Source organism: Chromobacterium sp. Rain0013 (assembly GCF_015291765.1).
GTDB classification, from domain to species: Bacteria; Pseudomonadota; Gammaproteobacteria; order Burkholderiales; family Chromobacteriaceae; genus Chromobacterium; species Chromobacterium haemolyticum.
This window is the reverse complement of sequence record NZ_CP031514.1, coordinates 891,352-911,125: the sequence shown is the minus strand read 5'-3', so window position 1 is coordinate 911,125 and position 19,774 is coordinate 891,352. Positions and strand designations below refer to the sequence as shown.

Here is a 19,774-nt window from a genome sequence, read left to right as displayed (position 1 = left end):
GCTCCTTAGTTCGTTAAGTCTGTCAGATCACTTAAACCCAAGCTATAAAACCCAGCATCACCCAAATTGACAAAAATATTCCGCAGTTCAATCACTAGGCGAGAATTTATAGGTTTATTTAAAAAATATGCCGAAAACAGCACTGTGGTTTGCATACCTTGCGTGGTCAACCGCACTGGCGTCCAGTCTTTTTGAGTCAAATCAAGCTCCGTTCTGCCCGACTCCCAACCACAATATGCCTCCGCCCCACCGGCCAACGATACCACCCGATATTCGAAGCCTCTGGTCGCTTTGATAGGCTGTGCATTGCTCGGCATTGCCCCCCTCTCACCAGGCCAAAGACTGAAATAGGGGCGTGCTGCCTCGGGCTTGGGCTCACACACAATTCGTAATACCCGACCTGGCACCTGCCACCACACGCTTTTACTTTCCTCGATAACGGATAACTGGACCGTACACTCCGAGTTCCATATAGAAAACCCTTTAGGGGTTCCATCTTCATTCAGTTTATCCAAGCGGGCGTTATTAAGCAGATTGAATGCGGGATAGCCACCTTGGGCGCTGATACGCCATGTCTCCAATTCGTTTATTTTCTTAGTCACACTCTGGTCGATTTCACCGATCTTTCCATGAACGGCATCGGTCAAACCATTGGCAGACTTCACCAACTCGGCGATATTGCTCTCCAAACTCATAACACTCTCCTTAAGGTCTTACCGCGATACATGGCCTTGACGGCCATTCAAAGCAAGGCGTCCCCAGGCCTCAGCCTGGAAACGGAAACACATAGAAATGGGGAAGTGCCGGAAGCGGCGCGGGAAATACAGGAGTGACTGCGGGGACGGCCATGTCGGCCAGGGGAAATGGGGCTGCGACGCAGCCCCTGCGCTCAAGCGCCCAGACGTTGTTTGACGAACAAATGCTGCATGCTGACGATGGCCGCGGCATTGGCGGTGGCCAGCTCCAGGCCGGAGCGTTTATCGGCGGCATGCTCCTGTTCCAGCGCTTGGCTGCGGTTTTGCAAGGTGGCTACTTGCGGCTCCAGCGCCTGCAAACGCCCTTCCTGCGCGCGGATGCGCTCATCTCGCCCCAAGCCGCGGTTGGCTTCGCCGATCTGGGCCGCCGCCAGTTCCGCCAGTTCGCTGGCCAGGCTCAGATTGAGGCCGGCGCCGCTGGACTGGATGGTGACGCTGTCCGGCGGCAACGCGTTCAAGGCCAGGTCATAGGCCAGCAGCAGTTGCACATCGGCGGCCTTGTAGGCCAGCGCCGCCTTCGGGTCGGACCAGACCGCCAGCAAGGTGCCGTCCGCCAGGATGAAACCGATCTCGCGCACCCAGAACGCCTTGACGTCGTCGGCGATGGCGGTCAGGTGGATCTGGGTATTGCCCAGCCGTTCACCACCGGCGATGGGGTAGCGCGCCTGTTCGCTGCGCAAGGCGGTCTGGCCCTGCGTCGGCGCGTAAGCACCGTCGCCCAAGGCGATGTGGGTGATCTGCGCGGACACGCCGTCATTGCTGGCGCGCCAGATTGCGGCCAGGCCGGCCGCGGTGATAAGAGGTGCTAAGGGGGTGCTCACAACGATGCCTCCATGGTGACGTGAACCACGCTATAAATTTGCGCGGCGGATGAAAGGACCAGCGGCTGCTGTGGCGCCAGCCGCATCGGCGCGGCTTCGGCGCTACGGCGGATCAACGCACGCGCCTGAGCGGCCGATGCCAAGCCCAAGCGGCCGTTGAAACGCGCGCCCAATTTGAAGCGGTAGGTGCTGCGCGCCGGCTTGGCCAGTTCCACCATGCGCCGCAAGCGGCGATAGAGATCGGGGTTGAGCAAGGCCTGGCCGGGCAGCAAATTGTCGTTCGCCCAAGCGGTCAGCTCGAAGGTGTAGGGCGCGGCCGGCGGCTGACGCTGCCACCACTCCTCCAGTTCCACCGTCACGCCGAGGATGCGGAACACTTCGCGCAATGCCCAGGGCGTGCCCTTGTGGCGATGCAGTTCTATGCTCTGCTTGATCAGATCTCGGCGTTGCTGTTCGCTCTGGGTCAGCAGCCAACCTTCGTCGCCGTCAATATGGAATTGCTCGGCGAGCAGGGGCAGCAGCTCCGGCTTGGCCGCGTCCACTAGATAAACCAACAGGCCGCCTGGATCGATATCGCCCAGCCGTTCGCTCAGCCGGGCCAGCGGACCGAAACGCGCGTCGCGCGCCAGCAGATTAGGGGTCACATCAGCCATCCTGGCCTCCCGTCATTTCCAGTTGGATGTCGGTACAGTGCGACCAGCCCTGCGGCGGCACCACTTGGGTGGCGGCCGGCTCCAGCAGGGTCACTTGGTAAACGCCGGGCACCGATAGGGTAGCGATCAGCTGCGACGGCACGATGTCGCGGCCCAGCCGCTCCGCCTGCGCCTGCACGAAGGCGCCGACAGCCGCCTGCGCCTGCTGCTGCACGGTTTTAGGATCGACATCGCGATACGGCGTCAGCCGCGCGCGTACCCGGTAGCCGTAATCCTCCGGCGCCAGCACCTCCACCAGATCCGTCAGCGGCCGCACCCGGTCTGCGCTGCACGCGGCGGCCACCACGCTGAGCAGGCTGTCCGGCGGCATGCCGGTCTTGGTCAGCGGGTACAAGCGCACCACGCCGGGCGGCACTTGGTTGGCGCTTTTCAGTTCGCCGTTCTGCTGTTGCAGACTGGCGCTGATCACCGCCACATCGGCGATGTCCTGATGCGCGCGCAACGCGTGGTGGCGATAGGAGGCGGCGCTGCCGGCCACGCTGAAGGACTCCGGCGCCAGTCGGATGCGCGCGCGCAAGCGCTCGTCGTCCTCGGCGTCGGCGCCGCCGGCGCTGGTATCGATATTGACCACGCTGGCGTCCACCTCCAGTTCATCCACCAAAGTGTTGATCTGGCCCGGCACGAAGCCATTGCCCGCGGCCCCCGCCTCCGTCGCGCTGACAGGCAGGTCAATACTGGTGCTGCCTGCCGGCGCGATCTGGCTGGCCAGGGTCTGGAACTGCACGCCGCCGCCGGCCACCAGGGTCTGCGCCGGGATCACCTGCGCCAGCGCCAGCGGCTGGGCGAAAGCAATGCGCACCGTACAGCGCGCGTGCTGGGCCGCCAGCCGGCTGACGCCGACCAGCTCGCCCAAGTAGTCCAGCATCGGCGCGCGGGCAAAAGCCACCAGGTTTTGGCGGCCGGCATCGTTGAAGGCGGCTCGAACCACGCTTTCGCGATAGGCGATCAGATCAATCAGCAAACGCTCCACCTGGCCGGGGTAGAGCGTCTTGCCGCTCATTTTCTGGTAGGCGTCGATCAGCTCGGCGGTGACGAGATGCGGGTCGTCATCGATGAACTTGGGCAAGTCTGGGGTCATGGGAGAACGTCCTTGAATGGAGCGCGGCGGCCTGGCGCGGCCGTCGCGGGGCGCAGAAGAGAAAGCGGATGACGACATGATCCGCCATCATGCCGCCGGCCGGCTTTTAAAGCCGTTTGGAAAAGAACTTGAACAGACCGCCGGCGCGGCCGGCTTCGGCCTCCGGCGCAGCGGCGGCAAAGTCGCCCGCAGCCAGTTGCCGCAGTTGGGACACCGCCTCGTCGGTAGCCGTGCGCGCTGCCATCTCGTCCGAGGCCTGACGCACCGCTTCCTTGCCCTTCAGTCGCGCGTCGCGGATTGCGTACAACGCCTGTTCGCAGGCCGCCGCCTTGGCCAGAATGCTGTCCGCCGCCTGCTGGCCGTCCCAGCCCTTGGCCTCGGCCCAGGAACGCACCGCCGGCGGCGCCTCGCCCTTGTAGCCGGCGTCCTTGAACGCCTGCGCCTCGGCGGCGGCGCGCTGGTATTCGGCTAGGTTAGGCTCACTGCCCAAGGTTACGCTGCGGGTGGTATCTGCAGCGGCATCAATCTCTCGCAGCAACTGTTCTTGCAACTCCGCCAGTGAAAATTGCGGTGTCGGTTGATTGCCTTGCTGCAGCCAGAGTTCATACTCATCCCACCAGCGGTGACCTTTAGGGATATAGGCCCCATCGACAACTCGAATCACTCCATCCGACTGTTTGGTTAAACGATACATGGCATTCACTTTCACCCCCCCTATCGATTAATTAAACCTCAGCATCCGCCACCCAATGACAGGCAATCCAATTAATACTTGGACTAACTGGGGGAATCACATTTACAAACCTGGTAGAACTGGACTTAACCGCCGGAATCACGCCATTTCCATTACTCGTAGTCATTCTATCAACCGCACCTAAACCGTCATAAATCACAATAGCCGGCTCAATCCGTTTCTCTACCATAAACGGGATAGTCATATTAATTTGCTTGTCACCCAAATTGCCGACATTCAAATGAAACATCTTGCTAAAGATAGCCGGCGCGAAAGCGGAATCGGCCCCATAGTTTTTAGCGGGAAAGTCATTTAACGGATAGCTTTTCTCAAAATACCGCTGACACAAAGTCAACTCCTCGCCAAAGCCGCGGTATTCGAACGGCGTCGCCACTGGGCTCTCCTCCAACTGCACCTGGGCAATATCGAAAATGCCGGTTTGCGCGCCGGTCATCGCATTCAGGGCCGGGTAGGCATCGCTGTACGACACACCAAGAAAAACTGCCAGAGAGGCCTCGTTCCCCGGTTCGCGCCCCTGCAAGCTAGGAGAGGAAAAAGAGAAGACAAAGCGTTGCCAACGGGTCGTCAACTCCACCGGGCTTGCCTCCAGCGCCCTGATCTTGTCGGATGCGGCTGGCGGCCTCTTCAACCACTGTTCAACATAGGCCACCATCTTGCGCGGCTGATCCGCCTTGGCCCAGAAGCTCAGCGTCATACGCTTGCCGGTGAAACGCCGCAGGTTTTCCACCGGCTGACACACCTGGCAGTACTCGTTGGCCTTGCTGGCCGGCGGCTTGCTCAGCGTCAGACGCATGAAGTTCGTCGTCGCTCCCAAGGTTTCGGTCTCGGCGATACTGGCCGCCATCCGCGACAAGGTCGCGCCGCAAAGCGGGCCGCCGCCCAAATCCAGAAGCCAACGGTCCACCGAGCCATAACCGCCCACTGTCTGACTGGCACCGCGCTGCCACACGTCGAAACCTCCATTGATCAGCACATTGCGTCGGTAGGCCTGAGTCGGAAAGGTTTGCAGAGGGTGGAAATCACGCGGCTTGGCATCCCGCTTCGCCAGCTCCTCTGCGATGCGCTGATCCACCGCAGAGCGCGTCGCCAATACCACGCTGGGGTCCACCAGCAGCGTCACCGCCGCGGTGTTGGACACTTCCAGAATCATCCGGACATAAAGCTGCTTGTTGGAACCGGCCGCCAGCAGCGGCTTGTAGCTCTCCGGGAATTTGCCGATGGCGATCAGATCGCCGCGGCTATCGAACAGACCCACCTCGCGGATGTAAAAGCCGCCCACGGTATCCGGCAACACCGCTTCCGCCACCACCCAGTTGGGGTTGTTCGGATCCACCGCCAAGTGGTTGAGCGCGCCGCGCCAGGTTTCATGTTTGAGCGCGGTCTGGCTCTCGCTGGGCGTGTAATACCCGCCGTTGTCGCCGTCGCCCACCGCCATCTGGCTGATCTGCAGCGGCGCGCCGTTTGCTTGCGCCGCCGCCAGCTTGGCCTTGCCGCTGGCGGTGAGAAGCGTGAAAAACTCATTGGCCATCGATTGCTCCTGGGAAAGGTTCTAAGGGGCTCATGCTGCGGGATAAAGCGTGACCGTCTCCACGCTGGCATGCGCCAGCGCCGCGTTCAAACTGGCGCGCTGTTGAAGTGATTCGGGCTGAAACGGATAAACTGTGGCCAGTTCGCCCACCTGAGTGGCCAGCGCCAACATTGGCACAGCGCTGCGGTTGCTCAGCACCAGTGCCAGCCGTTCCAGCACTGAGCGGGCGTTCTTGTATTCGTTGATCATCGCCTCCAGCGCCGTTAGCGTGGCGGCGTCGATGCCGCGCGCGGCCAGATCGATCCGGATCTTGAAGTGATAAGGTTTTCCGGCGTATTCGAACCATTCGCTGATCTGACCAGACAGCGCCAGCGTGGCCAGCACCTGCTGCAAAGACCAGCGCGTGCCCTTGCTGCGGTGCAGATGGATGGACTGCTTGATCAGCTCGCGCTGCTGGCGCTCACCCTGGCTCAGCCGCCAGCCTTCGTCGCCGGCGACGTGGAACTGCTCGGCCAGCGCCGGCAGCCAGCCGGCATCCACCTGATCCACCAGGTAGACCAGCAGCGTGCTCAAATCGGCGTCGCCCAAACGGGTAGTGAGTTGTGCCAGGTGGCCGAAACGCTCGTCATTGGCCAGGATATTGGGCGCCGTCCCGCTCATAGCCGCAGCTCCGTTTCGCGGATCACGCCGTCGGCCAGACGCCACTGCACGGTGAGCCGCGCGTCGCCGTTGCCGCCTACGCTGTAGAGCACCCGCGCCACGGCGACGCGCGGTTCGCCGTACAAGGGGTGGCTAATCGCCTCCACCGCCTCGCGCACCACATGCGGCCGGGCGCGGTCTACCGGGTAGTCCAGGTAACGGAACAAATCGCTGCCAAACTCCGGCCGCAGCGGATCGCTGCCCTTGGGCGTGCCCAGGATGATGCGCAAGGCCTGATGGATGTCGTCGAGGTTCTCGACGATGTCAGCGGGGGATGCCTGATCGCGGGCCTGCAAGGCCGGCTGCCAGTGCAAGGAGGAGATGTCGGATATGCGGGTCATGGGCCTATGATGCCGCAGGGCCCGCCACAGGGCTTTTAAAGCAGGTGAGGGAAACAATTGAATGGCAAGGAAAAATCATCCACCACCGCCAAATGCGGCGCAAACCTTGCCTCCCTCCACCCGCTCGGCAACAATCGCCACGTTGCCGCACACGGGATTGGCGTCTGCTGATCTAATTAGCCATTTGGCAGGCGCATGGGGGACTATCCACTCCACTCTCTTTTGTAGGGCGGGCCGCAGTCTGACGCGGCCCCCCATCACGGCCTTTAGAACCTATTCAAAGTCTGCTGCGCGTCGGAGACACGGCGCCGAAAGCCAAGGCCTATGCCGATTCAAGCGCCGCAAGCCAAACGTACTTGCTCCAGTAAAGCGTCCGCCCGCGCCCAGTCGCTGTGGCGGTTCGGTCGCGCCGCGGCTTCGTAAGCCCTCATTTCCCGCTCAATATAATCGTGCAGGCCCGGCGTGGCCGGGCCGTACTCGGGCGCGCCGCCGGCGGACTTCAAAGCCAACAAACCGGCCAACTCGTCACGCAACCGGGTGTCATCCAAAGTCTGGTCGGCCAGTTCTCCCAGCCGCAGCGGCGGCATGCTGCGCCAGCGCAGCAGCCATTGCGCCGCCAGCAGCGGCCGCAGCACGTACAAGTATTTTTTCAGCCGCAGTTGCTGTTCGCGCTTGCGGCCGCGATAGTTCTTGCGCGCCGCCGACAGATAATGCCAGTAGGCGGCATCGCCGGCGAAATGCTCTTGGCCCAGATTTCGCAAAAGCCGACAAGCCGCCGGGTGCTGGCGGTAGACCTGCGGCGAGGCCAGCCACTCCAGCAACGCGGCGTTGCCGCCCAGAGTCAGCCGCAACGCCTTGCGCAGCTCCCAGCCGCTGATGTCCAAGCCGTCGGCCAGCGGCAGTTCGATCACGTCGCGCTGGCCGCCGGCCTCGTACCACTCCGCCGCTTGCAGGTAGACGAAGCGCACGTCGTAATCGCTGTCCGGCGCGTTGTAGCCCCAGCAGCGGCTGCCGCCTTCGGCCGCGTAAAGGATGCGCACGCCGTGCTGCGCCTCCACTTGTTCCAGCCGCGCCAGGGCTAGCCTCCGCGGAGCCTCCGCCTGACGCTCCGCGCGTTCCGGGCGGGCGTGTGCTTCCGTCGGCACTGTTCAACTCTCCCCATATCGTCGCGGCGCGCCAGGCTGCGGCCCGCCGATTACAAAATTTCCCTTTACCCCGCGGAAGCTATTTAATACAAAGGCGGTATGCCGTTGGAAACCGACGCCGCCGGCGGGCCCACACCATAATAACCGGGCCGGGAGCCGGCGTCCGCTCGCAATGGCTTTTGGGGAAGAACACATATGAAGCGATGGGGACAACCATGATCACCACCATCAAGGGCAAGATTCTGGCCAGTTCCGGCCTGCTGATCCTGATCGGTTTTTGCGTGCTGGCCGGCGTCAATATCTACGCGAGTTATCAAAACGCGGAGAAAGCGGTGCTGGACAACGCCAAGCTGCTGGCCGAAAGCGAGGCCGGCCAGGTGCAGCGCTTGCTGGGCAAGACTTACGATTCGGCCCAGGTCGTGGCCGAATCCGCAGTGGCGGTCAAACACAATCTGCCGCCCAACGCCCGCCAACTGCTATCCGACATCGTGAAGGGCCAATTGCCCAATAACCCGGACGCGGTCGGCTACTGGGCCATCTGGGAGCCCAACGCGCTGGACGGCCGCGATGCGGAGCTGGCCGGCAAGGAGCATAACGACAAGACCGGGCGCAGCGGCGTCTACTGGTATCGCAAGAGCGGCAAGATAGACGTGGTGTGGGGCGGCGAGGGGGTGGACGACAGCGCCTACTACACCGAGCCGCGCAAGACCGGCAAGCCGATGTTGACCGAGCCTTACGTGGACCCGGACATCAAGATCCTGATGGGCACCATTTCCTTTCCCCTTCTGGTCAACGGCAAGGTGCTGGGCGTGGCCGGTTGCGATATCGCGCTTGGTCATTTGCAGGAGCTGGCGGCCAAGGTCAAGCCTTACCAGAGCGGCTTCATGAGCTTGTATTCCAACAGCGGCGTTCAACTGGCCGGCCGCGATCCGGCGTTGAACGGCAAGGCGGACGCCGGCCTGCCGGCCACGGCCAAGACGGCGATCAAAAGCGGTCAGCCGGCGGAGTACGACAGCGACGACGGCTTCCGCCACTTCATCATGCCCATCACCGTGGGCGAGGCCGGCATGCCTTGGGCGGTGAGGATTTCCATACCGCTGAGCGAAGCGTTCGCCCCAGTACGCGCCGCCAGTTGGCAGTCGGCCTTGATCAGCCTGGGCATTCTGGCGCTGATCCTGTTGCTGCTAGGCGCCACGCTCAGTCAGTTGCTGCGCCCGTTGGGCCGGCTACAGTCGGCAATGAGCGAGCTGGCCTCCGGCAGCGGCGATCTGACCCGCGCGCTCCCCATCGCCAGCCGCGACGAAATCGGCCTGGCCGCCGGCGCCTTCAATACCTTCACCGGCTCGCTGCGCACGATGATGCTGGACGTGCGCCGCCACGCCGGCGATGTGCTGGGTTCGGTGCGTCAGCTGTCCGGCGATGTGGATCAGATTCGAGGCAGCTCCGCGCGGCAGTCCGAGGCGGCCAACGCCACCGCCGCCAGCGTGGAGCAGATGTCGGTCAGCGTCAGCCACATCGCGGAGTCGGCGCGAGTGGCGGAACAGCGCGCGCGCGAGGCGGGCTCGCTGTCCAGCGAGGCCTCGGCCAATGTCGACGCCACGGTGCGAGAGATCGGCCGCATTTCCCAGACGGTGCGCGAGCTGGCCGAGGTGCTGGGCGGCATGCAGCAACGCTCGGACCAGATCAGCGGCATCGTGTCGGTGATCCGCGACATCGCCGACCAAACCAATCTCTTGGCCTTGAACGCGGCGATCGAGGCCGCGCGCGCCGGCGAAATGGGCCGCGGCTTCGCCGTGGTGGCCGATGAAGTGCGCAAGCTGGCCGAGCGCACCTCGCAGGCCACGCTGGAAATCTCCGGCGTGATCCAGACCATGCAGCAGGACACCGCCAAAGCCTCCGACAGCATGGACGGCGCGCTGCGCCAAGTGGACCAGGGGGTAAAACTGGCCGAGGAGTCCGCGCAATCGATCCAGCAGATCAGCGGCCACGCCCAGCAAGTGGTGGAATCCGTGGGCGACATCGCCTCCTCCACCGCCGAACAATCCAGCGCCAGTCAGGAAATCGCCCGCCATATCGAGAGCATTCACGGTATGTTGCTGCAGACCGACGAATCCATCAGCCAGGCGCAGCAGGCCACCGCCTTGCTCGCGCGCTTGGGCGAGGAACTGGATTCGCTGATCGGAAAGTTCAAGCTGTAGCCGCGGCTTGATCGGATTTTTTGATCGACTCTTGCGGTTTTTTGCGCTTTTTTCGCGCCGCGCCTATCCGTATAGTCCGTTCATGGCCGGCCGCCCTCCGCGGCCGGCGTCATCAACCAAAGCCGGCGCGCCGGCAGGAGAACGCAAGATGGATAAATGGATCACATTGCTTGCCCGCGTGCTGCTGGCGCAGGTGTTCTTTCTGGCCGGCATCGGCAAGCTAGGCGCGGGCTATGCCGCCACTCAGGGTTATATGGCCGCGATGGGCGTGCCCGGATTTTTGCTGCCGCTGGTGATCGCCTTGGAAATCGGCGGCGGCTTGGCCTTGGCGCTAGGCGTGAAAGCGCGCTGGGTAGCGCTGCTGCTAGCGGGTTTCTCCGTCGCCTCGGCGCTGCTCTTCCACCTGGAGCCGGGCAATAGCCAGCAAATGATCCAGCTGACCAAGAACCTGGCCATGGCCGGCGGCTTGCTGATGGTGTTCGCCCACGGCGCGGGCAAACTGTCCTGGGACGGCCAAAAAGGCTAACCGCGGCGGCTTAAGCCCCAAACGCGGCGCAGCTCGCTCCTGCGTCGCCGCATTCAAAATTCATACAATCCAAGCCGATCTCCACCTTCGCCCAAGGGAAATCCATCTCGATGAAACCGCACTGGATGATAAGCGGCCTCGCCGCTCTGAGCTTCAGCCTAAGCGCCGCGTTGAGTTATTCCACGCCGCTCGTCGCCCCCGCCGTCGCAATGCAGCGGGCAAGCAGCAATAAGCAACTGGTGGTCGATTTCTACAACCAGTTTTTCAACCAGCACGACTTGAGCGCGGCGGACCGCTATATCGACGACGGGTACATTCAACACAACCCCAGCGTCAAAGACGGCAAGCAAGCTTTTGTCGATACATTCGCCGACCGCTTCAAACAAGCGCCTGAGCGCCGCAGCACCATCATCCGCGCCATTGCCGAAGACGATCTGGTGGTACTGCATGTGCACAGCGTCAACGACGCCAAAGACCGAGGCCGAGCGCTGGTCGACATCTTCCGCGTGGAGAACAACAAGATTGTCGAGCACTGGGACGTGATCCAGCCGGTGCCGGACGCAAGCGCCAGCGGCAACAGCATGTTCTGACACCGGCCGGAGGCCCGCGCCATCATGGCCGGACCTCTCCTCATCCGCGCCGACTCATGCCACAATCCAGGCATCCCCATTGAACCGAGCGCGCCATGTCCCTGCACTTCCACGTGATTCCAGTCACGCCGTTTGCCCAGAACTGTTCCATCCTGTGGTGCGACGCCAGCGGTCGCGCCGCCGTGGTGGACGCCGGCGGCGATATCGAGCGCATCGCCGACTGGATCTCCCGCCAAAACCTGACAGTGGAAAAACTGCTGCTGACCCACGGCCACATCGACCACGCCGGCGGAGCCGCGCGGCTGGCGGAACAACTGGGCGTAAAGATAGAAGGCCCACAACGCGCAGAAAGCTTCTGGCTGGACCAGTTGCCGCAGCAAGGCCATATGTTCGGCTTTCCGCGCAGCGAGGCGCTGACGCCGGATCGCTGGCTGGAGGAAGGCGACACCGTCAGCGTGGGCGAGGAAACGCTGAATGTGATCCACTGCCCCGGCCACACGCCGGGCCACGTGGTGTTCCACAGCACCGGCGCGCGGCTGCTGATCGCCGGCGACGTGCTGTTCCAAGGTTCGATCGGCCGCACCGACTTTCCAATGGGCAATCACCAACAGTTGATCGATGCCATTCAGCAAAAGCTGTTCCTGTTGCCGGACGACACCACCGTGGTGCCGGGCCACGGTCCCTTGACCACCATCGGCGAGGAAAAGCGCAGCAACCCCTATGTCGCCAACCCTCGCTACCGCTGAATCTCGATGCCGCCCGACTTTGATCGCAGGGTGATCGCGCTGTTGCTGGCGCTGCCGCCAGGCCGGGTCACCACCTACGGCGCCTTGGCGGAACAGGCCGGCTATCCTCGCCATTCACGCCATGTCGGCCGCTTGCTCAGCCACCTGCCGGACGGCGTCAGCGTGCCCTGGTTTAGGGTGCTGGGTTCCGGCGGGCGCATCTCGCGGCCCGGCAGCGAGCAGGCCGACTGGCAGCGCTTGTTGCTGGAGGAGGACGGAGTGGAATTGAGCGCGGCCGGCAAGGTGGATTTACGGCGCTACGGCTGGCCGGACACGCACTTTTGTAGCAAAAAACTGTAGTTCCACAACATTTAATGTTTCACGCAAAATATCTATAGCTAAAAATACATCGCATTTACATAAAATGACAAAAATGCGACAAGCGCATTGTAAATACTTTGCAAACGAATATTTCTGAGCTAGTCTGCGCCCGCGCCGACAGGTCTGTCCGCGCGCACTACACGCTACACGCACAATATTCTGGTGAAACAATGAAAACTCGCAATCTGCTGCTGGCCCTGGCTCTGGTGGGCGGCTGTACCGTGGCGCAAGCCGGTGATTACTCCTTCGGCAATGTCAGCGCAAACTGGCTGGACTGGTCTAACCGCACCACCGAGCAATCGGGCAAGCGTGATTTCGGCTACCTCGAAGCCGAAGGCGGCATGGGTGGCAACTGGGGCGAACTGTACGGCTTCTTCGACCTGGAAAACCCGGGCAAAGGCAACAACGGTACCGGCACCAAGGACCGTCGCTACACCACCAAGGTGGTTGCGCGCTACAACATGACCCAGATCGGCAATGTTCCGGTTCAACTGTACGGCCACGTTTACGACACCCGCGGCAACGAGTTCTTCACCCAAAACCGCGTTCTGGGCTTGGGCACCAGCCTGAGCTTCGGCAACCTGACCATCAAGCCGTTCATCGGCGTGCACAACGAGCTGGACTCCTTCGGCATCGGTTCCGGCTACAACGGTTACATGGCCGGCTACGTCATGATGTACCCGTTCCAAGCCTTCGGCCAAGATTTGATGATTACCCAATGGCATGAGACCGAGCTGAACCGTCAAGACAAGTTCACCAATCCGTACATCCGTAAAACCGGTCAGAACGGCGCGCTGGCATTGTGGTGGACTCCGGTTAAAGCGATCACCACCGGCATCCAATACCGTTACGCCGATCAAAAACTGGGTTCCAAGGCTTACCAGAACGCTGTGATCTACTCGATCAAGTACAACTTCAAGTAAGCGTTACCGCTACTTGCAAGCAACGCCGCCCGGTTCGTTCCGGCGGCGTTTTTATTTAGCGCCTCCCATGCAGGCCCTCGCCTGATCCTCGAGTCGATTGACACCTTACTTACTAGTAAGTATCTTCAACGCCAACACTGGCAAGTCCAAGCAATCAAACACTTGCCCGCCGCGCTGGCGCCGGACGGCGGCCGCGGCCACAATGATCTGCGCGAGAAATCCACACGAGGACGAAAACATGACGGCATACCCGCACCTGCTGGCTCCGCTGGACCTGGGCTTCACCACGCTGAAAAACCGCGTGCTGATGGGCTCGATGCACACCGGTCTGGAAGAAGCCCCGCAAGGTTTTGAGAAGATGGCGGCCTTTTACGCGGAGCGCGCCCGCGGCGGCGTGGGCTTGATCGTGACCGGCGGCGTCGGCCCGAATCCTGAAGGCTGTGTCGCCGAGGGCGCCTCGATGCTGGCCGACGAGGCCGAGGTCCCGCACCACAAGCTGGTGACCGACGCCGTGCACGCCGCCGGCGGCAAGATCGCGCTGCAGATCCTGCACTCCGGCCGCTACAGCTTCCAGGAAAAATGCGTATCCGCTTCTCCGCTGATCGCGCCGATCAACTTCTACAAGCCGCGCGAGTTGTCCGATGCCGACATCTGGCAAACCATCGCCGATTTCGCCCGTTGCGCGCAGCTGGCGCAACAGGCCGGCTACGACGGCGTCGAAGTGATGGGCTCGGAAGGCTATCTCATCAATCAGTTCATCGCCCGCGCGACCAACAAGCGCAGCGACGACTGGGGCGGCAGCTTTGAAAACCGCATCCGCTTCGCCATCGAAACCGTCAAAGCGGTGCGCGCCGCGGTGGGCAGCGACTTCATCATCATCTACCGGCTGTCCATGCTGGACCTGGTGCAGGACGGCAGCTCCTGGGACGAGGTGGCGCAGTTGGCCGGAGAGATCGAAAAGGCCGGCGCCACCCTGATCAACACCGGCATCGGCTGGCATGAGGCGCGAGTGCCCACCATCGCCACCATGGTGCCGCGCGGCGGCTTCGCCTGGGTCACCAAGAAGCTGATGGGCAAGGTGAAGATTCCGCTGATCACCACCAACCGCATCAACACGCCGGAAGTGGCCGAAAAGATCCTGGCCGAGGGCTGCGCCGACATGGTGTCGATGGCGCGTCCCTTCCTGGCGGACCCGGACTTCGTCAACAAGGCCGCAGCCGGCCGCGGCGATGAAATCAACACCTGTATCGGCTGCAACCAGGCCTGTCTGGACCACATATTCCAGGGCAAGCTGACCAGCTGCCTGGTCAATCCGCGCGCCTGCCGCGAAACCGAGCTGAACTACGAGAAAACCGCTCAGGCCAAAAAACTGGCGGTCGTTGGCGCCGGTCCGGCCGGCTTGGCCTTCGCCACCGTCGCGGCGGAGCGCGGCCATCAGGTAACGCTGTTTGACGCCGCGGCGGAAATCGGCGGCCAGTTCAATGTGGCCAAGCGCATCCCCGGCAAGGAGGAATTCTACGAAACCCTGCGTTACTTCAAACGCAAGCTGGAGCAGACCGGGGTGGAACAGCGGCTGAACACCCGCGTGGCGGCGGAGGATCTCGCCGGTTTCGACGAGGTGGTGCTGGCCACCGGCATCGCCCCGCGCACGCCCGAGATTCCCGGCGTGGACCACCCCAAAGTGCTCAACTATCTGGACGTGCTCAAGCACGGCAAACCGGTGGGCAAGCGTGTCGCCATCATCGGCGCCGGCGGCATCGGCTTCGATACCGCGGAATTCCTGACCCACGAGGGCAAGTCCAGCTCGCTGGACACCGCCGCCTTCATGCGCGAATGGGGCGTGGACATGGAGGTGGAGCATCCGGGCGGCCTCAGCCCTCAAGGACCGCAGCCGCACCCCAGCCCGCGCGAGGTGTACCTGTTGCAGCGCAAAACCAGCAAGGTGGGCGAAGGGCTGGGCAAGACCACCGGCTGGATTCACCGCGCCAGCCTGCAGATGAAACGGGTGCGCATGCTGTCCGGCGTCAGCTACGACAAAATAGACGACGCCGGCCTACACATCACGGTCAAAGGCGAAGCCCAACTGCTGCCGGTGGACAATGTGATCATCTGCGCCGGCCAGGACCCGCTGCGCGAGCTGCAGGCGCCGTTGCAGGCCGCCGGCAAGAGCGTGCATCTGATAGGCGGTGCCGACGTGGCGGCAGAACTGGATGCCAAACGGGCGATTGATCAAGGCTCGCGCCTCGCCGCCAGCATCTGACTGACCGCCCGCCCTCCCTCGCCCGGCCCAGCCATGCCATAAAGGCATGGCCGCCGGCGCGCGGCCAGCCGCTCAGAACCCGTTCAAAGTCTGCTGCGCGTCGTGAGGCGTGGCACGGTACATGGCATCTTCGAAATGCTCATGTACCCCCGGACATTCCGCTTTCTCAGCCGTTTTCGCCCTGCCTCTCTCTTGCTCACGAGGCTTTGAACAGATTCTCAAGCCCGGCATCGCCGGGCCTGCCCGCCGTCTTCCCGTCCCGCCCCCGCGTCTTCACGCAGAAACACCGTCCTTTAGTACAGATTTGACCTGATAAAACGTTTTAGCTCTTGTTTGGCGTTCATTAATTTGTCATCGTTGCGGCCATCAAATTAATTCATATATATGACCATATGACAGACATGCGTCAGGCGGATCTTCGCCTGCCCCTGTACCAGCAAGTGCGTGACGCTTTGGCCCGCGACATCGCCAACCGGGTGTGGAAACCCGGTGAGGCCATCCCCACCGAAGCGGAGCTGGTGGGACGCTTCCACACGTCCATCGGCACCATCCGCAAAGCGGTGGACCAATTGGTGGCCGACGAGATGGTGGAACGCCGTCAGGGCAAAGGCACCTTTATCAAACCGGCCAACTTCCAATCCTCGCTGCTGCGCTTTTTCCGCTTTCACGACGCGGCGGGCAATTACCGCATCCCTGAAGCAAAGATCCTGCACCGCGAGCAACTGACGCCGCCGCCGGCCATTGCCGACAGCCTGCAACTTTCTCCAGGCGGGCAGGCCATCCATCTGACCCGCTTGCGCTACCTGGACCGCGAGCCGCTGCTGGCCGAATCGATCTGGCTGCCGGCGACGCGATTCCAGGCTCTGCTGGCGATTCCTTTGCCCAGCTTCGGCGACCTGCTGTATCCGCTGTATGAGGATTGCTGTCACCAGGTGGTGGCCTCCGCGCGCGAAACCCTGACCGCGGAAGCCATCGCCCCGCCGCACGCCGAACTGCTGCAACTCGCGCCTGGCACTCCGGCCATCGTGCTGGAACGCCTGGCCAAGGCTTACGACGGCAGCCCGCTGGAATGGCGCAGCGTGCGCGGCCGCGCCGACAAGTTCCGTTACCAGGCGGACATCCGCTGATTCCGCGCCGCCCGCGCCATGGCAGCGGCGCAAGGCGGCGCATCGACAATAAGCAAGAACCATAAAGGGCAGCATCATGTTGCATTGGTATAAGCAGGTCTCGCCGGGCGAACGCAAAACCTTCTGGGGTTGTTTCGGAGGCTGGGCGCTGGACGCGCTGGACGTGCAAATGTTCAGCTTGGCCATTCCGGCGCTGATCGCCGCCTTCAGTCTGAGCAAGGCTGAAGCCGGGATGATAGGCAGCGTGACTCTGGTGGCGTCGGCGCTGGGCGGCTGGATCATGGGCGCGGTATCGGACCGCATCGGCAGAGTGTTGGCGCTGCAAATCACCATTATCTGGTTCTCGCTGTTTACCTTGCTGTCCGGCTTCGCTCAAAGCTACGAACAATTGCTGGTGTTCAAGGCGCTGCAGGGCTTCGGCTTCGGCGGCGAGTGGGCCGCCGGCGCGGTCTTGATGGCGGAGATCATTCGGCCGGAGCACCGCGGCAAGGCGATGGCCTCGGTGCAAAGCGCCTGGGCGGTGGGCTGGGGCGCTTCGGTGCTGCTTTACTCGGTGATCTTCCTGCTGTTCCCGGCTGAGATCGCCTGGCGCGTGATGTTCGGCATCGGCATCCTGCCTGCCTTCTTCATCATCTATATCCGCCGCCATATCCCGGAGCCGCCGCGCAGCGAACGCAAGGCTGCGCCCACGGTGCCCCTGCTGGATATTTTCAAGCCAGGCGTGCTGCGCATGACTCTGATCGGAGCCTTGATCGGCGTCGGCGCGCACGGTGGTTACGCCGCGCTGATGACCTGGTTGCCGATGTTCCTCAAGACCGAGCGCCATTTGTCCATTCTCGGCACCAGCGGCTATCTGGCGGTAATCATCGTCGCCTTTTGGTGCGGCTGCATGGCCAGCGCCTACCTGCTGGACCGCATCGGCCGCCGCCTCAACCTGCTGCTGTTCTCAGTCTGCTGCGTGGCCACGGTGCTGATCTATGTGTTTGCGCCGCTGAGCAATCCGCTGATGCTGTTTCTGGGCTTCCCGCTGGGTTTCTTCGCCGCCGGCATTCCCTCCAGCCTGGGCGCGCTGTTCAATGAAATCTACCCCACTGGCATGCGCGGCGCCGGCGTGGGCTTCTGCTACAACTTCGGCCGCATCCTCTCCGCCGGTTTTCCCTTGCTGGTGGGTTACCTGAGCGACGGCTGGACCTTGGGCGCCTCCATCGGCGTCAGCGCCGCGATTGCCTATTCCATCGTTGCGCTGGCCGTGTTCTGCCTGCCGGAGACCAAGGGCAAGCCGCTGAATGATGCGCAGCCGGACCCGCGCGGGCCGGAACCCCGCAACGCCCGCGCTCCGGCCTGAACGGCAAACGCGCCATTTCATCGAAATTGTGAGGTCACCATGGCATTAGACGAAATCGCCAACCAGATCACCGATGACGAGTTCGCCCTGGACACCATCCAGGGAGAGCGAGTCATCATCACCTCGCCCATCATCCTGGGCACGGCCGGCAGTGAATGGGAGGGCTCGCCGATTTTCCGGCGCGATTACCTGCTCGCCCTCTTGTCCCACAGCATCCGGCATAAAGTGCTGAACGCAGCCGACATCGACGCGGCGCTGGACCTGAGCGCGGCGCGCGACGCCGCCTGTCAGGCCTGCGGCTGAACCCGGCGCCGATGATAGACGGGCACGCCCATATCTTCCTGCGCCGGCAGATCGGCGCCGCCCCGCTGCGCTACAAGCCGTACCGGGACGCGCCCTTGCAGGCCTATCTGGCGCAACTGGACCAATTTGGCATAGCCGGCGGCGTGCTGGTGCAACCCAGCTTTCTGGGCAACGACAACCGTTATCTGTTGCAGGGCCTACGCGAGAGCGAGGGCCGGCTGCGCGGCATCGCGGTGATAGCGCCGGACTGCCCGCTGCCGGCCATGCGCGCCATGGACGACGCCGGGGTCGTCGGCCTGCGGCTCAATCTGATCGGCCGCCCGCTGCCGGACCTGAACTCACCGGCGTGGCGCCGCTGTCTGGCGCATGCCGCCAGCCTGGACTGGCAAGTGGAGGTGCACCGCGCGGCACAGGATTGGCCTCTCTTGCTGCCGCCGCTGCTGGACGCCGGGGTCAAGGTGGTCATCGACCACTTCGGCAGGCCGCATCCTGCGCTGGGGGTGGACGATCCCGGCTTCCGGCGCATGCTGGACGCCGGCGCGGCCAGCGGCCGCATCTGGGTCAAAATCTCCGCGGCCTATCGCAACGGCCTGGCCGGACGCGGCGAGGACATCGCACGCGCCGCGCTGCCGCTGCTGGACAGCGCGCTGGGACCGGGGCGCTTGCTGTGGGGCAGCGATTGGCCTCATACCCAGTTCGGCTCCATCCGCTACGCCCGTACATTGGAACTACTGGAGCAATGGCTGCCCGACATGGAGCGCCGCCGACGCATCACCCACGACACCCCTGCCGAGCTGTTCCGCTTTGATGCGCCGCCCGCTACAGAAAATGTCGATCGTCCGCTAGGTGGCTGGCCGGACAGCTGAACATCAACACCAGCGGCGCGACGCCGGTATTGCTCAGTTGATGCTGGGTATTGGCCGACACCACGAAGGAACTCTGCTCCGCAACGGCCTGGGTCCGCGCCGCTCCGGTAGCCACATCCACCAGCCTCATCTCCCCGCGGCCGCTGACGATATGGTAATGCTCGTCGCCATGGCGATGATAATGTCCGTTGATCGCCACGCCGGGAGCGATTTCGGTTAAATAAGTGCTGAAGCCGGCATCGCCGGCCAATTTCAAAATCTTGATGCCCACGCTCTTGTCGTAAACGCCGTTTTCAAGCTCCAACTTCCAATCAATCACCTTCATGACATTCCTAACAAACTGTAAATTCGGACAAAAGAACGGTTAAACGCGATCAATTATTTCAAATCTGCTCGCATTTCTCTCGGTCTCCGCGCACTTTAATCCTTTAGTACAGTTAATCAAGGCCAAACGGCCATTCGCATTGACACTATCGAAACAAAAAATCTATAAGTGCCCAACTTAGAGCCTGTTCAAAGCTTAGAGAACAAGAGCGAGACAAGGCGAAAACGAGCGAAAAAGCGGAGTGTACGAGGGGTACATGAGCATTTTGAGCCCGTTTTTAACGCCGTATCGCCGAAGCGCAGCAGACTTTGAACAAGCTCTGAGAAAGCGGCATGCACAGGTAGTACACCCGCATTTCGAAGACGGCACGC

21 protein-coding genes are annotated in these 19,774 nt (G+C 62.5%); 11 read left to right on the top strand and 10 right to left on the bottom strand.

Going from position 1 to position 19,774, the window contains the following annotated elements:
* Nucleotides 1-5: 5 nt before the first annotated feature.
* From DXT74_RS04280 to DXT74_RS04240, 9 genes are all read right to left on the bottom strand, one after another.
* A complete protein-coding gene (locus DXT74_RS04280; protein ID WP_043589414.1) occupies nt 6-695 on the bottom strand; it encodes a hypothetical protein in 690 nt (229 codons plus the stop codon).
* A gap of 194 nt (nt 696-889) precedes the next feature.
* Nucleotides 890-1,576 (bottom strand): phage tail protein, encoded by a 687-nt coding sequence (locus DXT74_RS04275; protein ID WP_043589411.1) that lies wholly within the window; start codon nt 1,574-1,576, stop codon nt 890-892.
* Entirely contained in the window at nt 1,573-2,229 is a 657-nt protein-coding gene (locus tag DXT74_RS04270) for a phage tail protein I (RefSeq protein WP_194427398.1), read from the bottom strand. The genes DXT74_RS04275 and DXT74_RS04270 overlap by 4 nt, the downstream gene beginning before the upstream one ends.
* Nucleotides 2,222-3,367, bottom strand: a complete 1,146-nt coding sequence (locus DXT74_RS04265; protein ID WP_194427397.1) for a baseplate J/gp47 family protein — start codon at nt 3,365-3,367, stop codon at nt 2,222-2,224. The genes DXT74_RS04270 and DXT74_RS04265 overlap by 8 nt, the downstream gene beginning before the upstream one ends.
* Nucleotides 3,368-3,473: 106 nt before the next feature.
* Complete coding sequence (locus DXT74_RS04260) at nt 3,474-4,061, bottom strand: phage tail protein (RefSeq protein WP_194427396.1); 588 nt, start codon at nt 4,059-4,061, stop codon at nt 3,474-3,476.
* 31 nt (nt 4,062-4,092) lie between these two features.
* Nucleotides 4,093-5,649, bottom strand: a complete 1,557-nt coding sequence (locus tag DXT74_RS04255; protein WP_194427395.1) for a phage tail protein — start codon at nt 5,647-5,649, stop codon at nt 4,093-4,095.
* 30 nt (nt 5,650-5,679) lie between these two features.
* Nucleotides 5,680-6,309, bottom strand: a complete 630-nt coding sequence (locus DXT74_RS04250; protein ID WP_043639442.1) for a phage tail protein I — start codon at nt 6,307-6,309, stop codon at nt 5,680-5,682.
* Complete coding sequence (locus tag DXT74_RS04245) at nt 6,306-6,689, bottom strand: GPW/gp25 family protein (protein WP_043589406.1); 384 nt, start codon at nt 6,687-6,689, stop codon at nt 6,306-6,308. The genes DXT74_RS04250 and DXT74_RS04245 overlap by 4 nt, the downstream gene beginning before the upstream one ends.
* 332 nt (nt 6,690-7,021) lie before the next feature.
* Complete coding sequence (locus tag DXT74_RS04240) at nt 7,022-7,834, bottom strand: nucleotidyltransferase domain-containing protein (RefSeq protein WP_194427394.1); 813 nt, start codon at nt 7,832-7,834, stop codon at nt 7,022-7,024.
* 215 nt (nt 7,835-8,049) lie between these two features.
* On the opposite strand from DXT74_RS04240, the gene DXT74_RS04235 reads away from it, so the two are divergent.
* The 11 genes from DXT74_RS04235 (at nt 8,050) to DXT74_RS04185 (ending at nt 19,078) form a co-directional block, all read left to right on the top strand.
* Nucleotides 8,050-10,032, top strand: a complete 1,983-nt coding sequence (locus DXT74_RS04235; protein ID WP_181248020.1) for a methyl-accepting chemotaxis protein — start codon at nt 8,050-8,052, stop codon at nt 10,030-10,032.
* Nucleotides 10,033-10,180: 148 nt separating this feature from the next.
* Entirely contained in the window at nt 10,181-10,558 is a 378-nt protein-coding gene (locus DXT74_RS04230; RefSeq protein ID WP_194427393.1) for a DoxX family protein, read from the top strand.
* A gap of 110 nt (nt 10,559-10,668) precedes the next feature.
* A complete protein-coding gene (locus DXT74_RS04225; protein WP_194427392.1) occupies nt 10,669-11,148 on the top strand; it encodes an ester cyclase in 480 nt (159 codons plus the stop codon).
* Nucleotides 11,149-11,243: 95 nt separating this feature from the next.
* Complete coding sequence (locus tag DXT74_RS04220; protein ID WP_196783822.1) at nt 11,244-11,894, top strand: MBL fold metallo-hydrolase; 651 nt, start codon at nt 11,244-11,246, stop codon at nt 11,892-11,894.
* A 6-nt stretch (nt 11,895-11,900) separates the two neighbouring features.
* Nucleotides 11,901-12,233 (top strand): MGMT family protein, encoded by a 333-nt coding sequence (locus tag DXT74_RS04215; protein WP_043639430.1) that lies wholly within the window; start codon nt 11,901-11,903, stop codon nt 12,231-12,233.
* A 191-nt stretch (nt 12,234-12,424) separates the two neighbouring features.
* Nucleotides 12,425-13,177, top strand: a complete 753-nt coding sequence (locus DXT74_RS04210) for an outer membrane protein OmpK (protein WP_081548629.1) — start codon at nt 12,425-12,427, stop codon at nt 13,175-13,177.
* Nucleotides 13,178-13,415: 238 nt separating this feature from the next.
* Nucleotides 13,416-15,437 (top strand): NADPH-dependent 2,4-dienoyl-CoA reductase, encoded by a 2,022-nt coding sequence (locus DXT74_RS04205; RefSeq protein ID WP_194427391.1) that lies wholly within the window; start codon nt 13,416-13,418, stop codon nt 15,435-15,437.
* 392 nt (nt 15,438-15,829) lie between these two features.
* Nucleotides 15,830-16,564: a GntR family transcriptional regulator gene (locus DXT74_RS04200; RefSeq protein WP_196783821.1), complete on the top strand. Its 735-nt coding sequence runs from the start codon at nt 15,830-15,832 to the stop codon at nt 16,562-16,564.
* A gap of 76 nt (nt 16,565-16,640) precedes the next feature.
* Nucleotides 16,641-17,909 carry an MFS transporter gene (locus DXT74_RS04195; protein ID WP_114153164.1) on the top strand — a complete coding sequence of 423 codons (1,269 nt, stop codon included), beginning with the start codon at nt 16,641-16,643 and terminating at the stop codon, nt 17,907-17,909.
* A 39-nt stretch (nt 17,910-17,948) separates the two neighbouring features.
* Nucleotides 17,949-18,212, top strand: coding sequence for a hypothetical protein (locus DXT74_RS04190; protein WP_081555909.1), 264 nt, complete (start codon nt 17,949-17,951; stop codon nt 18,210-18,212).
* Nucleotides 18,213-18,223: 11 nt separating this feature from the next.
* Entirely contained in the window at nt 18,224-19,078 is an 855-nt protein-coding gene (locus DXT74_RS04185) for an amidohydrolase (protein ID WP_081555910.1), read from the top strand.
* On the opposite strand, the gene DXT74_RS04180 is transcribed toward DXT74_RS04185, so the two are convergent.
* Nucleotides 19,032-19,403 carry a cupin domain-containing protein gene (locus DXT74_RS04180; protein WP_194427390.1) on the bottom strand — a complete coding sequence of 124 codons (372 nt, stop codon included), beginning with the start codon at nt 19,401-19,403 and terminating at the stop codon, nt 19,032-19,034. The genes DXT74_RS04185 and DXT74_RS04180 overlap by 47 nt on opposite strands.
* Nucleotides 19,404-19,774 lie beyond the last annotated feature (371 nt).